At 53.2% G+C, this 16,565-nt stretch carries 12 protein-coding genes; 4 read left to right on the forward strand and 8 right to left on the reverse strand.

The genetic code is table 11. From position 1 onward, the window contains the following. Nucleotides 1–6 precede the first annotated feature (6 nt). Entirely contained in the window at nt 7–1,875 is a 1,869-nt protein-coding gene (locus tag TURPA_RS21480) for a PP2C family protein-serine/threonine phosphatase (protein ID WP_014802265.1), read from the forward strand. Next, the gene (locus TURPA_RS05350; RefSeq protein WP_014802266.1) at nt 1,872–3,089 is read left to right on the forward strand and encodes a DUF445 domain-containing protein; all 1,218 of its coding nucleotides are present in this window, start codon (nt 1,872–1,874) and stop codon (nt 3,087–3,089) included. The genes TURPA_RS21480 and TURPA_RS05350 overlap by 4 nt, the downstream gene beginning before the upstream one ends. Nucleotides 3,090–3,157: 68 nt before the next feature. Here the strand turns inward: TURPA_RS05350 and TURPA_RS05355 are convergent, their stop codons facing one another. Next, nucleotides 3,158–3,787 carry a hypothetical protein gene (locus TURPA_RS05355; protein WP_041948325.1) on the reverse strand — a complete coding sequence of 210 codons (630 nt, stop codon included), beginning with the start codon at nt 3,785–3,787 and terminating at the stop codon, nt 3,158–3,160. A gap of 269 nt (nt 3,788–4,056) precedes the next feature. Between TURPA_RS05355 and TURPA_RS05360 the strand changes: the two genes are divergently transcribed. Both TURPA_RS05360 and TURPA_RS05365 read left to right on the forward strand, forming a co-directional pair. Further along, nucleotides 4,057–4,428 carry a sulfite exporter TauE/SafE family protein gene (locus TURPA_RS05360; RefSeq protein WP_014802269.1) on the forward strand — a complete coding sequence of 124 codons (372 nt, stop codon included), beginning with the start codon at nt 4,057–4,059 and terminating at the stop codon, nt 4,426–4,428. A gap of 142 nt (nt 4,429–4,570) precedes the next feature. Then, complete coding sequence (locus tag TURPA_RS05365) at nt 4,571–6,415, forward strand: hypothetical protein (protein ID WP_014802270.1); 1,845 nt, start codon at nt 4,571–4,573, stop codon at nt 6,413–6,415. Here TURPA_RS05365 and TURPA_RS05370 read toward each other — a convergent pair. The 7 genes from TURPA_RS05370 to TURPA_RS05400 all read right to left on the reverse strand — a co-directional run bounded on the left by TURPA_RS05370 (nt 6,412) and on the right by TURPA_RS05400 (nt 16,565). Then, nucleotides 6,412–9,498 carry an adenylate/guanylate cyclase domain-containing protein gene (locus TURPA_RS05370; protein ID WP_014802271.1) on the reverse strand — a complete coding sequence of 1,029 codons (3,087 nt, stop codon included), beginning with the start codon at nt 9,496–9,498 and terminating at the stop codon, nt 6,412–6,414. The two genes, TURPA_RS05365 and TURPA_RS05370, sit on opposite strands and share 4 nt — an antisense overlap. A gap of 123 nt (nt 9,499–9,621) precedes the next feature. Next, nucleotides 9,622–9,924: a type II toxin-antitoxin system RelE/ParE family toxin gene (locus tag TURPA_RS24315; protein ID WP_014802272.1), complete on the reverse strand. Its 303-nt coding sequence runs from the start codon at nt 9,922–9,924 to the stop codon at nt 9,622–9,624. Continuing rightward, the gene (locus TURPA_RS05380) at nt 9,924–10,133 is read right to left on the reverse strand and encodes an addiction module protein (RefSeq protein ID WP_014802273.1); all 210 of its coding nucleotides are present in this window, start codon (nt 10,131–10,133) and stop codon (nt 9,924–9,926) included. The genes TURPA_RS24315 and TURPA_RS05380 overlap by 1 nt, the downstream gene beginning before the upstream one ends. A gap of 192 nt (nt 10,134–10,325) precedes the next feature. Further along, nucleotides 10,326–12,458, reverse strand: coding sequence for a penicillin acylase family protein (locus TURPA_RS05385; protein ID WP_014802274.1), 2,133 nt, complete (start codon nt 12,456–12,458; stop codon nt 10,326–10,328). Between the two features lie 40 nt (nt 12,459–12,498). Then, a complete protein-coding gene (locus TURPA_RS21485) occupies nt 12,499–13,692 on the reverse strand; it encodes a GGDEF domain-containing protein (protein ID WP_014802275.1) in 1,194 nt (397 codons plus the stop codon). Then, nucleotides 13,689–15,800 (reverse strand): glycoside hydrolase family 97 protein, encoded by a 2,112-nt coding sequence (locus TURPA_RS05395; protein WP_014802276.1) that lies wholly within the window; start codon nt 15,798–15,800, stop codon nt 13,689–13,691. Before TURPA_RS05395 ends, TURPA_RS21485 begins: the two co-directional genes overlap by 4 nt. A gap of 39 nt (nt 15,801–15,839) precedes the next feature. Further along, a complete protein-coding gene (locus tag TURPA_RS05400) occupies nt 15,840–16,565 on the reverse strand; it encodes a LamG-like jellyroll fold domain-containing protein (protein ID WP_014802277.1) in 726 nt (241 codons plus the stop codon).

Raw genomic sequence — 16,565 nt, forward strand, 5'->3', positions numbered from 1 at the left:
GTACATATGATTACACTGAAAATACCGCGAATTGACGCAGAGCACCGGCTGCATGTCGAATCAAGCCTTGTAGGCGAATGGTACGAAAACGTGCGTTTCGCGTCCGTTGGCTTACTGGGCGCATGGGTCGGATATTGTCTGCTCATCGTAACAGACATGGGCATTGAGCGTTTCGAAATTCTGATGGCTACGCAGTGGACAATAGCGATTCTCACGCTGATTTTTCTGTTCTACGGGTACAGGTTCATTGGCAGTGATCGAAATCGACTCGCCTGTGGTGAACTGGCCGTTGCGCTGACATTACTCTCTGCTGGTATTGGTTTTTACAAGCAACTACCGCTGATGCGAGATCCCGGTCTACAGACAATCGCGTTTGGCATCTGTATTGGTGTCTTAGGGGCCGGCGCCTTTGCCTTTGCGCCTTCGAAACGAAGCTTCTTAATCTGCGCACTCTGTTGGGCGGGGCCGCTACAATATTATCTGGTTTTTGAATCTGAAAAGAACAGCTATAAACTGATGGGAGTTACGCAGGTTATCTATGTAGCAGTGCTCTACTTGATTGGGCGAATCGACTATATTCGACGCGTCCAATCGATATTGCGAGAATTAAATCTACAACAGAGCAACCAAACAATTTTGAAGTTGAAAAATCAGCAAGACGGTGATTACTATCTCACTTCTTTGCTTCTACAGCCGTTGCTGCGCAATAAATCCCGAAAAAATGCAGCGATCACCATCGAACTTCTACATCATCAGTTTAAGCAATTCGAGTTTCGGCGAAAGCAGAACGAGCTTGGTGGTGACGTTTCCAGCGCTCATACTTTGACGCTCAAAGGTGCCGAATGCTCGGTCTTTATCAATGCCGATGCGATGGGCAAATCGATGCAGGGTGCTGGCGGAGCATTGGTTCTCGGGGCCGTCTTCGAATCCATCGTTGAAAGAACCAAGGTCGTGTCTGAGTATTACAATATGTATCCCGAACGCTGGCTCAAGAGCGCTTTTATTGAATTGCACAAAATTTTTGAAAGTCTTGAAGGCACTATGCTCGTATCGGCCATTCTGGGGGTCATAGACCATGAAGCCGGCATGCTTTATTTTATCAACGCTGAACATCCTCATGCAGTACTTTACCGAAATGCCGAAGCTACTTTTATTCCCACACCCCATGTCTTTCGCAAGCTCGGCACCCCCGCTGCAGCGCAGGATATAATGATATCCACTTTTAAGCTCGAAGCAGGTGATGTGATCTTTCTGGGCTCAGACGGAAGAGATGATATTTATATAAAGATGCCTGACGGAACAATGTCGGTAAACTCAGATGAAACCCTTTTTCTGCGCCACATTGAGCGCGCAAAGGGTGAGATCGGGGCCTGCTTTGCAGAAATTTCTGCAGCAGGTGAACTCAAAGACGATGTCTCTTTGATGCGAATCGGTTTTTCGGGGATTACACAAAGCTCGCCTGAATCACCGGCGCTGAAAAAGACGCTACAGCTTGCGAGAGCCGTGAATCGATTCATACATGAAGGAAACATCTCTGCCGCCAAAGACCTGTTAAACGAAATCGCAGATTTACAAGTTCGGGATAATAAAATGCTTCGGGTATTGATTCGCCTCGCTTTCAAGGTACGACATTATTCACTCGCGGTTAAGTGGTCAGAAGAATTCTTGAAGTTTTGCGATGATATAGGCATCATCTATCTGGCTTCAGTTGCGCACAAAAGAGTTGAAAACTATTCTCTTTCGGCTGACCTATTCGAACGTATGCGTTTGCGAGGGGTTAGAGACTCGAAAATTAACTCTCATCTGTCTGAGGTATATGAAAAACTCGGCAAGCGAGAACTCACAAGAAAACTCCAAGCAGGTAAAGAACAATGATCGAAGATTTACGGACACATTTCTGGCTCTACCTGTCCATGCCGCTGGTGGCTGCACTTATCGGCTACGCGACAAAACTCATTGCGATTCGCATGATGTTTCAGCCTATCAAATTTTTTGGGATTCGGCCGTATTTAGGCTGGCAGGGAATCATACCCCGTCGAGCCGAAAAAATGGCATCCATTGCTGCGGATACGCTGCTGGCGCGACTGATATCGGCGCGCGAACTCTACCAAAAACTTGATCCGGGCGAAGTAATAGCAGCTGTCGAAGAGCCGCTCACTCATGACATAGAGTTGATTGCAAATGACATCATCGGCGAATTACAGCCCGGCATTTGGGAGGCCCTACCCGATCAGATAAAGAGGCAGTTGATTTTGAATATCCAAAACGAAGTGCCGCATGTCATCAAGGGTATTATGCGCGACATGGATCGCGATCTGGATAAGATTTTTGATACGAAGGCTATGATTGTTTCGACGATGACACGCGATCCAGCGCTACTGAACCGCATTTTCCAAAAAGTAGGCAAGCCAGAGTTTCGCTTTATCGCTCGCTCGGGCATCTATTTTGGCTTCGCCATCGGCCTGATTCAGGCGGCCACCTGGATGCTCACGCATTCGCCGATTATCATGCCACTTTTCGGACTTTTTACAGGCTGGTTTACGGATTGGCTGGCACTGAAGATGATTTTCTACCCGAGGTTGCCGACGAAATACTTTGGTATTATCAACTGGCAGGGTCTCTTTATTAAACGCCGGCAACAGGTAGCAGCCGAATATGGAGCGCTGGTTGCAGACGAAATCTTAACACCTAAGAATTTACTTGAAGCAATTTTAACCGGACCGCTGTCGAACCGGCTTATCGAAATGATCATGAACCATGTAAAGTCTCTCATAGACAAGCAGGTCGGATTCGCCAAACCGCTGGTCGTGATTGCGGTTGGCGGTGAGAATTATCAGGCGGCTAAACATAAGGCGGGACAGCGCCTCATAGCAAGTTTGCCCGAAACACTCAAGAGCATTGAACATTATGTAGGCAACGCACTCGATATCAAGAATACGATTGTTTCCAAAATGAAAGATTTGACCGAAACAGAGTTCGAGGGTGTCTTACGACCGGCTTTTCAGCAAGATGAATGGATTCTAATTACCGTCGGCGCCGTTTTGGGCTTTCTAGTCGGCGAATTTCAGGTTTTCATGATGACTCACTGAAGTGGTGGTTCTCGCAAGGCGGATATAGTCTTGCAAGAGCTGCGGGCACGTTTGGCAAAACAGGTTCACTAAGGAACTGCGAAACAATAGATGCGCTTGACTAAGTCGCATGGTCCACTGGCTTTATTGGTCCAGTCAAAATTGGTCATGTTCGATTGCCCCGCAGCACCTTGAATGGCGTTTGTGTTCGCCTGCCAGTTCGAACAATTGAGCGTCAGTGCAGTACCTTGTTGCGCCGTACCTGTCCAGACGTCATCTGTCCCGATTGGCGCTGTTGCGCCAGCCTCGGTCAGACGAATGGCATTCGAGAATGCCGGCGCTGCATTAAACAGATTGGCCATGTCAGATACGATCGGTTGAAAATTCGTGTCATACCAGGTAAAATTTCCCGCGGGCGCACAGCTGTTGCCTGTTGTACCTAGAATGCGGCAGAGCATGGTGTTATCGGGCACGCCGGTTTCTGAAAGCCAGGCAACGAAACGACTGCCTGAATTCATACGTCTGCCAAATGCACGGGCTTTGCTATTGCAATAGCAATCAGCCCGCTGAATGCCAATGCCTAAACAGCCCGATGCAGAAAGCGCCTCCATGTTACCAACCGTGACTGAATCTGAAACGAAAACAATCAAGCGATCTGTAAACTTTTCGGTGCCCGTTAGCCCCGGGTCTTCAAGCTGGCCCTTGAGATTGATATCCATACACCCCGTTTCACTTAGAATGAAACCGAAAAGCATAACCAAATGGCAGATGTACCGCACAGCCTACAGTACCTCGCTACACACGAGCGGTCAATGAGAAATATTCAGGCTAATGCCTACACCCTATGGTACCGCAATACAATAGATGCGCTTAAAAAGATCGCAACCAAAATCGGCTGAATTGGTCCAGGCCCCGCCGAAGCGTTCGCGGGCATGACGTTCGGCATGATTTCTTGTGGTCAACCCAGACACGCACTGAATTATTCGCCATGCCTGTTAACACCCTCCTGATTCTGCTCGCGATCGGCCTCTCTGCCGGTGCGCTCGGTGGTATCTTTGGTATAGGCGGCGGATTAATCATGATACCCGGCATGGTGCTCTTGTTGGGTCTCGACCCACACACCGCCGTCGGCACGAGCCTCGCAGTCATGCTGCCACCCATCGGCATCGCAGCGACGATCAACTATTACCGTGCAGGCTCGGTAAATCTGAAGTATGGTGTCATCATCGCGCTGGCGTTTATCGTTGGCAGTTTTTTTTCGTCGAGGCTGGCGCTCGCTTTACCTGAGGTGACCATGCGGCGCATATTCGCGGTGTTCTTAGTCGCCATGGGCGTGCGTCTGTTTTTCGGTAAGGGTTGAGGTTTTAATAAACAAGCCGGGGTATGTGCCCGAAATAACTTTTCAGCGAGGTTTAGGGGCATGCGACTGGCGAAATTACTTTACACTCTGCACGACGCGGTTTTGACTCGAAACGATGGGTTTTCAGCTACGACACAGCCACATGCTTCTTTTGTTGGTTCTGTCCGTAGCGGCTTTGGGCTGCCGTGGCAACAACGAGACCCTGAGCGATTCTGCCGGGACCAACACTACAAGCACCGCGACGAGCCGAAAGGTGCTCTTCTTCGTCTCGTATGGCAACACCTATTATTCAGAATATAAGGTTGCATACGAAGGCCTGCGGGCGGCGGGTTTCGAAGTCGACGTGCGCTCGGCGGCAACGGGCTCAGCAGAAAGTTATACAGCATCGGGCGATATCGAAGCCACAGCGAACTCGCTCGCGGGTTCGAGTTATGCCGCATTTACCGCACAGTTTCAAAATTACTTTGGTTCGGCCTGGCAGTCTGGGTACAATGCAACGCCCGCGACGATACCCGTTAATGGACGCATACAAGATGTGACCGACATGTCGGGCTATGTCGCGCTTGTGTCGGCCGGTGGTACGGGGTCGCTCGACTACCGCGTCGACGGCACTTACCCGACGCAGACCGGCCCCGGTGGCACCATTTCTGCGGCTGTGGTGCAGGCTGCAGCCGAAAAGTTGAACTCCCTCGCGCTGAATGCGCTCGAAAACGGCAAGCCCATCTACTTTCAATGCCACGCCGCGAGTCTGCCTGTCTTCTTCAGAATACCCGGCACAAATGCCTCGGGAGCAGAAGCCCTCGGCATCAGCCTCTTGAAAAATCAAGAGGCAGCAGGCTACCCTGAGGCGCAGACGCAGACCGACTACACCACACTCAGCGTTACGCGCCGTGACCCGACGCTCAACAAAGTCGTCGTGTCGTCACCGAATACAGCGTTTACGCACAATGACAATGCGGATTTCAAAATCATCACGCAGGCCGATTGGTACCCGCAGTCTGTCGCGCATGGCACGCGCACGCTCATTAACATTCTCGATTCATACCCAACAAAGTCAGCCGCCGAAGCGAATCAGTCGGTGCTGATTCTTCACGGCGGCGCGCTCGACACAGCAAACTGCGCGTTCGGCGATGCAGGCTTCGGCACAAACGACGTGCCCTGCAACTACACCAAAACAGTTTCTGAGCTACCGGCCGACTACACGCACGTCGCGGCAGTGCTGAACGCAGATTCTCCCAACGACAACTTCGCGTTTACCGTCACCAGCGTGAACCTGACTTCGACGGGCGGTGCATTTAACATCAACGACAAGAATTCAGTACTCACTTATTTAAACCAGTTCAAGGCGGTACTCTTCTTCAAACACTGGTCGAGTGGTGTCACAACTCAGGTACAAGACGCGATTGTAGATTACGCCGACGGCGGCGGGGGTGTGCTCGGCCTGCACCACGCCATGTACAACGACACCAATTACGGCGGCAGCAACAACAAAAACATTCTGCGCGATTCTCTGTTTGGCGTCGTTTCTGAAGCCGCCGGCTGGAGCGCGAGCCTGCAGAACTTTAACCTGATCGCCACGAACCATGGGCATTTCGTCACCACGTACGGCATTAGTTATTCGGCAGCGGCGATCGCAGCCCCGGGCAGCTGGCCCACAGGTTCCATCGTAAATGCATTCAACACGGCATTTTCGGGTTACCAGAATTTTGCGATTTACGACGAAATCTATAACAACATGCAGTTCATCGGCACGGCCACTTACGGCCGGGGGCAGAACCAGGTCAACCCGCTGTTCTCGAACAGCTACGCAGCCCAAACAGGGCAGATGCACACTTCGGGCTTCGTGAAGCTCTTCAACCCTTCGGGAGATTCGACCGTCGGGCGCGTCGCCTACTTTGCCCCGGGCGAACGCCGCACGACCATCGACATCAACCACAGGTTCGGTCAGGTGATACGAAATGCTCTCGTTTGGGCGGCGAAACCTTAACGGCGGCGCGGTTCGATGCGTGCGCCGTGGCGAATCTTCTCGTAAATGTCGCGAAAGGTATCGTTCGGCGCTCCGTATTGGTTGAGATACTTCGGTTTCAGGCCATTCAAAAAGAACATATCGATATCCCCCCGGTTCTTGATGTGTATACGGCCCCGGTGCTCGCAGTCAAAGAAATATTTCACGCGTTGATAGGTGTCGGCTGAAATATTGATGCGGCCAGCTTCGCCTGTCGATTCCATGCGGCTGGCGACATTGACTGCGTCGCCGAAAATGTCGTAAACGAACTTGTACTGGCCGACGACGCCAGCCATAACCGGCCCGGTATGTATACCCATACGCAGCTGCCATGCGGGCGCGCTGCTGTCACCCGACATGACGATGATCTGTTCGGTGATCTTGTGAATTTCCAGGGCTGCCAGACAAACATCGAGGTAGTGCGTTGCGTTTTTTTCGGGCAGGCCACCCGCTGCCATGTATGAATCGCCGATGGTCTTGATTTTTTCGAGCCGGTACCGTCGCGTGATTGCATCGAACTGGTAAAAAATGCGGTTGAGCTGCTCGATCAGTTCAGCCGGCACCATCGACAACGCGGATTGCGTAAAGCCGACAAAATCGGTAAAGATGATGGTGACCGCGTCGTAAAACTGTGGCGTCACTTCACCGCGTTCTTTGAGCTGCTCGGCGACGCCGCGCGGCAAAATATTGAGCAACAATTCGTCGGATTTTTTCTTCTCCTGACTTATTTCTTTGAGCAGGCGGGCTGTCGACAGGGCACCCGCGATCTGGCCGGCGAACAGTTCAAGCGAGCGCAAATCTTTCGGGGGCAGATGCAGTTTTTTGCCGAAGTTCATGCCCATGAGCACGGCGATCACCTCGTTCTGCAGCACCAATGGTACGTGAACATAACCCTGCAGATTCAACTTCTGTGCCAGTGTACGATCGAGTTCTGACATCTTTTCGCGATCGGTAAGCCTTCGCATGTATGTGGTGCGTTTACGCCGCCAGGTGTGGTAGAGCGAACCTGTATCAGGTGCCAGTGGGGCGCTGAATGATTCCAGAAATTGAAGGGCATCTTGCGGCAGTTTCTCTTCGGCGTTGTGGCGTACATGGTAGATGCGGCTGGTCGCACTATCGCAAAAGGTCAGCCACAGTCCTTCGATGCCATAGCGTTGCTGTACATAGGCAAACATCAGGTCGATGATGCCATTCAGATTCACCGATGCATAAACCGATCGCGAGACATCGGCGATTTCCCGCAGGTTCTTTTCGTTTTCTTCGAGTTGTTTCTTCTTCTCATCAAGCAGATGAAAGCTGTCGTCCATCGCTGCGGCCACAGGGCGCACGAGAACGAATAGCAGCATGCTGAAGCCAAGTAAAAGGGACGCGCCGATCACCGAAAGGTGGTTCCAGATTTTAATAGTCTCGAGGCCGTCGGTCAGGGTTCTGGAATAGATAAATACAAGAAAACTGACGCCGATAAGGCTCAAAATCTGAAAACGGTTGGCGATTCGCGTCGCTTCGCCGCGTATCACGATGGCGCGAAAACGCAGAATCGCGAAGACTATCATGCCTGCCGGTATGAATTGTAATGCTCCCAAGGGGGGGAAAAACACTCCCTGCGTTCCCGGAACATTCGTCAACATGAACGCTGCCCCGAGCATCAGCGCGGCCACAATAATCACGATGCTACGGTCGGCCCGGCGCCGCGAATTGAACCAGCGCCACGATATCAGAGCGAGCGAATATGCACCCACGAGACTCAGCAGAGTTAGGCCGAAACTCGCGCCTGCGGTGCGAACGATGCCACCGTATTCGTAAAAATCTGTGATAAAGAATGGAGTCAGGGTAAGCAGCGCAGCGATTAGCGAGACTATATCGATCAGACGGCTGCGCCAATCGGTTTCGAGATCAAGCAGCAGGTAGATAAACCGGTATTGCACAATCGGCGTGAAGGCAAAGATGAGATAGATGAGCTGCTCGAGCCGCAGGTTTATGAGTAACGGCAGCCGCAGGCTCTCGACAGTCAGCAAGATCGTAAAAAAGCCCGTGAGCATCATCGACAGTGCACCCATCATATGCACCTTGCTCTGTGGGTTACTGCCGGCCAGGTAGATCGCCAGACTGAAAACGATGAGCCCAGAAAGTACCGGCACAAAGGTGAAAGGGTTCGTGTAGACGGCAGAATTTGCCTTTGGCGGCAACGTCAGCATCAGCAGAATGCCGGTGCCGAGCAAGAATACCGAGATCAGAAATGCGATAAGATAATATAGAAGCCGCTTCTCGAAGAGCAGGCGGTTCAGGCTAAAGAAGTCTTTCTTGAAGACGCCGTACGCGATCAGCGCCATGGGCACGAACATGAAGTTCGCCCCCGGAAACAGCGGCACGCCGGTGAGGCTCGGCAAGTTCAGACCAATCGTGAGACAAGTGAGATTGACGCCGATGCCGATTGGGTCGCGAAACAGGTTTTTGCCAGTGCGCCGAAAGACAATCATCGAGGGTATCACCACGAGAAAAAGCCCCAGCACTCCGCTAATGCCCCATGGAGTCAGATAGATCGACCCCACCGGGTAGCTGCCAAACCAGTAATGGTGCCACTGCCCGGTGAAGCCGCGTCCGGTGATCAGCCCGAAGGTTCCCAGCGCAATCGTGAACCACAGAAACCACGTGGTCACGCGAATTGCCGTATACCGCCGCTCCATCAGGTGGTAGTTAAACCCCATCGCACCGCCGGTCAGCAGCAGCGCAACGGGATAGACTATGCGGTGTAGCATTAGCAGCAGTTCAAGGTTCTGCACCAGCGCCCGCAGCGCGAGCACGAGCCCCAGCGCGCCCATGCCCAGAGACATGAGCGTAAAGTTCAGCATGAAGAAGTTGTGCCGGTCGCGCAGCCAGACATAAAAACCTGAAAAGGCGAAAAAGGTACAGAAGGCAAAACTGAACAGGCCGGGTAAGGCGACGGGCAGGTGATACCAGAAGTATTCCCATGCATCGGGTGTGGGATCTATCCCTGGAACAATGAGCCTGACGATTTCCAGAATTTTTCCCTGACCGATTTGCGGCGGCAGACCCTGAACGGACATTCACCGACTGCGGCAAGCGAAAAGAGTACCCATACCGCTATGCGATGGCTACGCCATCGCATAGCGGCAGTCTATTCTGATTCGCCTCTGAGTCTATTCTCTATGTCGCTGCGGCGGGTCTGGTCAGCGATTATTCTTGATTCGATCAGACCAATAACCTGGCTCGCGGTGCAAATGCATGACGGCGACGATCAGGATTAGATCGGCCTCTTCAGCGTATACCGCCGCGTACGGAAATTTCGTCAGTCGGCAACGTCTGGTTTCAAGCTCAAAGGGTTGCCAGGCATTCGGATACCTGACAATTCTCTCGAGGCAGGCCCTCAGGTCGAAGATAAAGTCCAAACCAAGTCCAGAACGCTGCCCCTCATAAAACCTAAAGGCTTCGTCCACCTCGAAAGTCGCTGGTTCAAGAAATTCTAACGCCACTACGTATAACGAGCAAAGACCTGTTCAGCTGGGACGCTTCGTACCTTACCTGCACGGTAGGCTGCCAAGCGGTTGGTTGCCTCTTTTCGCCAAGCTTCATCGATCGCAGCGTCTGAGACATCCAGACTTTCTTGCAGAATCTCAATCACTTTCGCCCTCTCACTGGGCGCCAGGCGTAATACATCGGCAATTGCCTGCTCTGTCTGCATGGTTCGATCTCTTTCGGTAGCTCGCGAACGTCAAGCTTGTTTCTGGCAATGAGGTCTCAACAACGAACATCAAAAATGAGCCCTTTTCTTGACCAAAGCGGTGATTGCTTTCCGGTCAGAAAAAGAGCCGCGTCTTGTCTGCCTGCGTAAAATTGAGCAGGCAAAAATACCGCGTCGCAATACCGCAGCCCGTTAAAACCGAAGCTGCTTATACTCCCCATTCAGCCAGCTTTCTACCTCATTTGTGTAGAACCTACCAAACCGCCGGTCTGACGGTCCGCCGAGCAAATTCGAGTGTAGCGCTCTCTCGCTGAAGTCGGTGACAAAGCGAAACGTCGGTATAAACGAAGTGTCGCGCCCCGCCGAGCGGTAGATTTGCCCCTGGTGTACGGTCGCGCGGCCACCGCGAATCGGTACAGGCCCGTAATCGAAGCCGATGAAGCGAGGAAACTTGCCGCCGAAGAGCAAGTGCTTTAGCACGAAGCGGTTGGTCTCACCCCACGGTCTGAAGGTGTGTGCCTTAATTTTATCCAACGCCTCTTTATATGCATGTTCGCGTGAAAGACCCTTAAACCAAACCGACTTCTTCGCCTGTAAAATGCGATCAAAGTTCTGGTAGAAGTCGATAAAGATGCCCCCTTCGCGCCACATGAGGTCGGCCGCGTTGTCGTCACCTTGGCCAAAGACAATGCTGTAGAGTTCTCGGTACCATGCCTCAAAAACGCTCGCGCCGACGCTGTCTAAATCGTAATGGCAGTTCCAGTCAGCAAGAATCTGTTCGTGCTGTGCTTCACCCAAAAGTGGTCGCAAGATTTTGAGATACTCTTCTGCCTGAAGCGAATACGTGTCATAGTGTAGTTTCTGCACCGAAGCCACATTGTGGTTTTTCGCCGAACCGAGAACTTGAGAGATCCGCCTTGCGCGATAGTCACCCATCGGCATGTTGATCGGTTTCTGTTTGCCCCAGCTGTTGAGGTCGTTGTTCGCCGTCGTGATATAACCTTCTTTCGGGTTAAAGCGCCGCGGCAACTGCTCAGGTGGCACAAAGCCCTGCCAGTCGAAATTTTTCTTGAACGCGGGCACTGGCACAAAACCCTTCCAGCCGTTTCGGCGCTTCGGCATCAGGCCCGACATCTGGTAGCCGATATTGCCGGCGGCGTCGGCGAACACCCAGCTGAACGACACCTCGAGTTTGCCCGCAATCGCCATCGCCTCTTTAACGCTGGTCGCGAAAACTATCGCCATCGCCCCCTTGAGCGAAGCGGCGCCGGTTGCAGCGCCCGACCAGGCGGTATTGAGGATATATTTCTCTGCTGCGCCACTCGCGTCACCTTCGAGAGTTCCCCTGTGGTTTTCATAGAAGACTGCCTCACCGGGCAGTTTCTTTTTTCGTTTAATGATCTCGCGCCGAATCGAAAACGCTTTCCACTTTTTGTCGTGGTCGAGGTATTTGCCGCCACGGCATTTCTCTATCCACGAGTCGACGGAATCCATGAACGTGTATGTCGCGCCCCAACCGACCGATTCGTTGCGGCCCACCATCATACCTGGAAGGCCCGGCACGCCTGCGCCGGCACCGCTGCGATTACCGCATTTCCAGGTGAACTCATGCCAGACGTTGGGCAGGCGATTACCTTCAAGATGAGGATCATTAGAGAGAATCGCAGATTTTGACTGCGTGCGGCCGGGCGCAATCACCCAGTTATTCGACGCCATCATGCGCGGCAGGCCAAGCTGCCATAAATATTCGGGCGGCACAAGCCTGTGTTCCAGTTGAACTTTCTTGATCAGTTCTAAATCCGCATGCTGCAAAAGGCCGGGAAACAGCTCTTCAAGATGTTTCACGCTCGCGCCCGCCTGCACGAGTTCGACAAAAAGTTTTTCAACTTCGCCCTGCGACTGCGATAGCGTGAGGTACCCCATCATGCGCGCGATCAGAATCGAATGCTCGGGCAGCCACGGCTCGAAACGATAGCCGACCAGCTTGAACTCCCACGGCGTCTTTTTCGTGAGCACGCTGTTGATACCGTCGCAATATGCGGCAAGCTGGGCCTGTTCGGCTGCGCTGAGCTTCAGAATCTCTGCGGCAAGGCCCTTCGTCCAGTTCATGCGGCGAAAGAACGTGTCTATACCGAGCATCATGTCGCTCGAGTCTAACAGCTCAGAGCCGCGGCCCTGCCCCAGAATGCGCATCAAGATCATCTGCACACTGCGCTCGGTGGCATGAACGACGCCAAGCTGGCGAAACAGGTCGCGCGCATCGGTGGCGTCTATGTGCGGTATGCCGTTGGTGTCGGTCGTAAACGATGTTTTTCTGGTAGGCATTGAGCAAAGGTGGTTTCACCATCACCCGGCGTAAAGGATTTCAAACGGCGACAACACGGTTGCGGCCCGCCGCCTTGGCGCCATACATCGCCGCATCGACTCGACGCAGCAGGTCATGCGTTGGCTCGCCTTGTCTTGCCTGCGTGACACCGAAGCTGGCGGTGATTTTTGCGGGTAAACCGTCTGTTTGTGCCTCAAGCTTTTGCCTTAACCGCTCGGCAACACGCGCCGCATGCTGAAGATCTGCATGAGGCAGAATAATGACGAATTCTTCGCCGCCGACGCGACCGAGAAGGTCGGGAGCCCTGAGCTGCGAGCGCCAAAGCGCGACAGCCTGCTTGAGCGTCGCGTCACCGACACTATGGCCATAGGTGTCGTTGACAATTTTGAAGTGGTCGAGATCTGCCATTACCACGCTGAGTGGCCGGTTTTCGCGCACGCAGCGCGCGCGTTCGCGTTCGAGACTCTGCGAAAAACTACGGTTATTGAGCGCATTCGTCAGTGGGTCATGATCTGATAGTTCCCGGTATTCGTTTGCGAGCTTTTCTGCCACGCGCAGCGCGTCATGCTTTTCGTCGAGTAGCTTTTGCACAACGAGCATAATGAGGCCGATGTAACCGCCGGTAATGCACACAGGGCCGAAAAGAAAGACCATGAGATAAGTGACGCCGACGAACGGCTGCGAATCGTCGATGCCGATACCGGCGAAAGCAAGCGCCGCCCGCACTAAGTTGATGAGGCCATACAAGAACCACGAAACGCTCGCAAAGGTATAGATCGCCTTGATCGACCCTTTACCCCGCCAAAGAATGCTGGCAGCCAAAAATGCATAGTATGCAAATAGTGCCGAGTTGATGGCGACCCGCAGCGCGAAACTGTCTTTAATCCAGATCGCCCCGGCAACGGCCACGAGCGAAAGCCCGATGACGATGACATCGGCCTTCGGGGAATATTTGCGACCGTGAAAGTCGCGCATACCCGCTGAGACCAGCGCGAGCGAGACAGCATATGAAAGGTTCTGCAATAAGATGAAAGCCGGGTTAGGCCATTGCGTATGAACGACGAGAAACAAGAGCCCAGAAAGCGCCAGCAACGCCGAAATCGCCCACCACCGGGTCGCCCTTGTCTTGGTAGCCAGCCAGGTGACGAAGCTGCCGAACAGGTTCAGCAGCAACGTCAGCACGAAGAAGATGACTAAGGCTTGTTTCAGGCTCAGAAAATCTGGCGAATTCACCCAGGCACCCTCGTCAGCTTCAGCACAAACCCACCACGGGGCCTGATGACCGTTTCAATGAACTGCGTACCGCCGGTATGCAGTTCAGTCTCGGTATAGCGCAGCGTATCGCCCGAACCATCTTCGCGAATCCATTCGGCGCGGTATTTGCCATAGACGCCGAAGGTAAAGGGCTGGCGAATGTGTATATCACTCGTGGTCCCATTCACGCCGGCAACATACCACACACCCTCATGAACCCGGGCGACAACGACGTGCGAATCGGTATTGCCCTCTAAGAGGAGCGTCTCTTGCCATGCGGCCGGAACCTCGCGCAAGAATGCCCCGACAAACGGGTATTCTCCCGTTAGCTTACGAAATCCTTTTTTTATATCGTCAGCATTGTCGGCGAAGTGCTGCACACCCGATTCGAAAATGACCGATAGTGCGAGCGAATGCGCGTACGTGATCTTTTGCTGTTTGTATGCCTGCTCAAACACGAGTGGCGTAAAGTCCATCGGGCCCATGACATTGCGCGTGAAGGCGTAGTACACACTGTCGTGCGCATTCGGCCCGCGAAAAACCGGAAACTGGTACCACTCGGCGCCCTTCACCGCCTTCATCGTCATCAAATTCGGATACCGCCTCTGCCAGCCTTTCGGCATCGTGCTGCCATGAAAATTGACCATGAGTTGATGTTCGGCTGCATCGGCGAGCGTGTCGAGGTATTGCTGCAGCATCGACTGCTTATCGCTCTGCCAGAAGTCGATCTTCACGCCTTTGATGCCGAGTTTCTGCAGGCGCGCAAATTCGCGGCGGCGAACTTCGCGTTCGCTTAGGGCATCGCGCGGCTCTTCGGTCACGCTATTGGTCGGCCCGCCTGAGTTGTACCAGAGCCAAAGGCCAACGTTGCGTTCGCGCGCATATGCCACGAGCTCTTTGATCACAGGTTCTGCGTTATTGTTGTTCCACTTATTCCAGTTGGCGTCGATCAGCGTGTACTGCCAGCCAAACTGCGACGCGGCATCAATGTATTCTTTTTGCCGTGCGGCATCACCGGTCGCAACGTAGCTCAGCCAATCCCACGTGGCTTTGCCGGGTTTCACCCACGCAGGCAGTTTGCCGCCGAATTTTTTGTCGAGTGGTGCCGCGAGATCGGTGATCGCCGTGCTCTCGAAAATTGTCTTGAGGTCGCAGCAGAGCAGCGTGCGGTATGGCGTCTTGTAAGGCAGACTGCCCTGCGGCAGTGAATCCCCCACACCATTGCCTTCTTTCTCAGATGGCCATTCGAGCGTGTAGAGGTTGTGGCTCGGTTTTGCCGTGAGGTGCATCGCCGCGTGGTTCGCGTCGACACCTGCCTCGGTAATGAGCAGCGCCTTTTTTTCAGGAGTCTCAAAAAGCGCAGGCATCGCCCAGCCATCGCTGCCAAAAATCACAAGCCCCGTAAAGCCCACGAGTAGCTGAAATATTTTTCGTATCGACGCTTTGCCGTCGTCGGTCTCGCCCGCCTTTACCTTTTCGTAAAAGTATTCATACGCTGGCGAAACCTTGCTCGCCTCTTGGTACTGCTGCATGACGCCTGCGCTCTTCGCCGGTAGACGAAAACCCGTCAGCTCCCGACGAATCGTGACTGTGCCGTTACCCGGCACGAGGTAGCGAAACGCCACCGCATCTCGCTGCAACACAAACTCGAGCGTGAGCTTTTGCCCCAGCGGATTTTCAACAGCCAGCAGAAAACGCTCCGCCATTTTTTTGACATGCGACACCTTGCCGTGCGCCAGATCGTATTCGTGCGTGAAGGTGGATTTCTGAACGTCACGAATCTTCAGGTCTGAGACAAAACTTTGGCTGTCGGTTTCAAGACCTAACGGCGACCAGTTCAGAACTGGCACCTGGTTGTGAACAAGCCTGTAATACAGGCCGCGATGGTCAGGGTAGAAATCAAGGTCGGAATGCAGGTTTGCTTCGACGAGTTCGACTGCTATCTTAGAGTGGTCTGAAACCAGTTCGCGTACAACCGACAAAGTATCTGATACTTTAACCGGGTCGGGCCGCGCGGTGGCACAATGCGCCGTCGCAAGCGCCGTAAACATGACCAGCATATGGTAAACCCGCACGCACCAACTCATGAACCGCTCAGTGCAGAACCACCGCGGCGGTCAAGAGGTTCACTCGAGGGTGAGAAAGTTCTCTTTCACTTCGTCGGCCGATAGTTCGCGCCCATAACTGACGAGGTCGTCGATACAAGCATCTGCTGCTACGGCATTGAAGAACCGTAAAGGAAAAGCACTCGGTGCATAAGGCCCGGCGCTCGAAAAAACATTGGATAGGCTGCCGCCATACGAGCCAATGTAAAAGTTAGCCCGCCCGTTGCCATATGTGAATGCCAGATAATACCAAGTACCCGCCGTGACGTCATTGTACGCCGAAGAACCACCGCCGCCGCCACTGCCATAATGCATGCCAATTCCCGGCGAATTTTGACGAAACCTAAAACCCTGATACAACGTTATCTCGCTACCATTCTGAAAAAGCGAACCACTCGCGGTCGTATTGAATTTCAGCCAGGCACTCACCGTACCGGGATTCGTGCGAAAGTTCGCTGAAGCAAAATTGATTTCGCTCGCGGTCACACACACCGCCTTGCCTGATTCCCCCGCACGATTTATGCCAGCAGTATAGGTACCGGTCGCTGAACCATCGGCGCTGCCGATACGCGAAGACAAATTTCCATTTAGCGGATACCATTCATTGAGACCCGGGCGCACGACACGGTAGTAAGTCGTCAGCGCTTCGTCATAGACACCCGTATTTCCGCAGTGAAGAACAGTGGCGAGCGTTAGCAGCGCGAATAGCTTCTTGAGGCGATTGCGCATCAGTGTTGCTGGTCTCAT

The organism is Turneriella parva DSM 21527 (assembly GCF_000266885.1).
In the GTDB taxonomy this organism is placed as follows: domain Bacteria; phylum Spirochaetota; class Leptospiria; order Turneriellales; family Turneriellaceae; genus Turneriella; species Turneriella parva.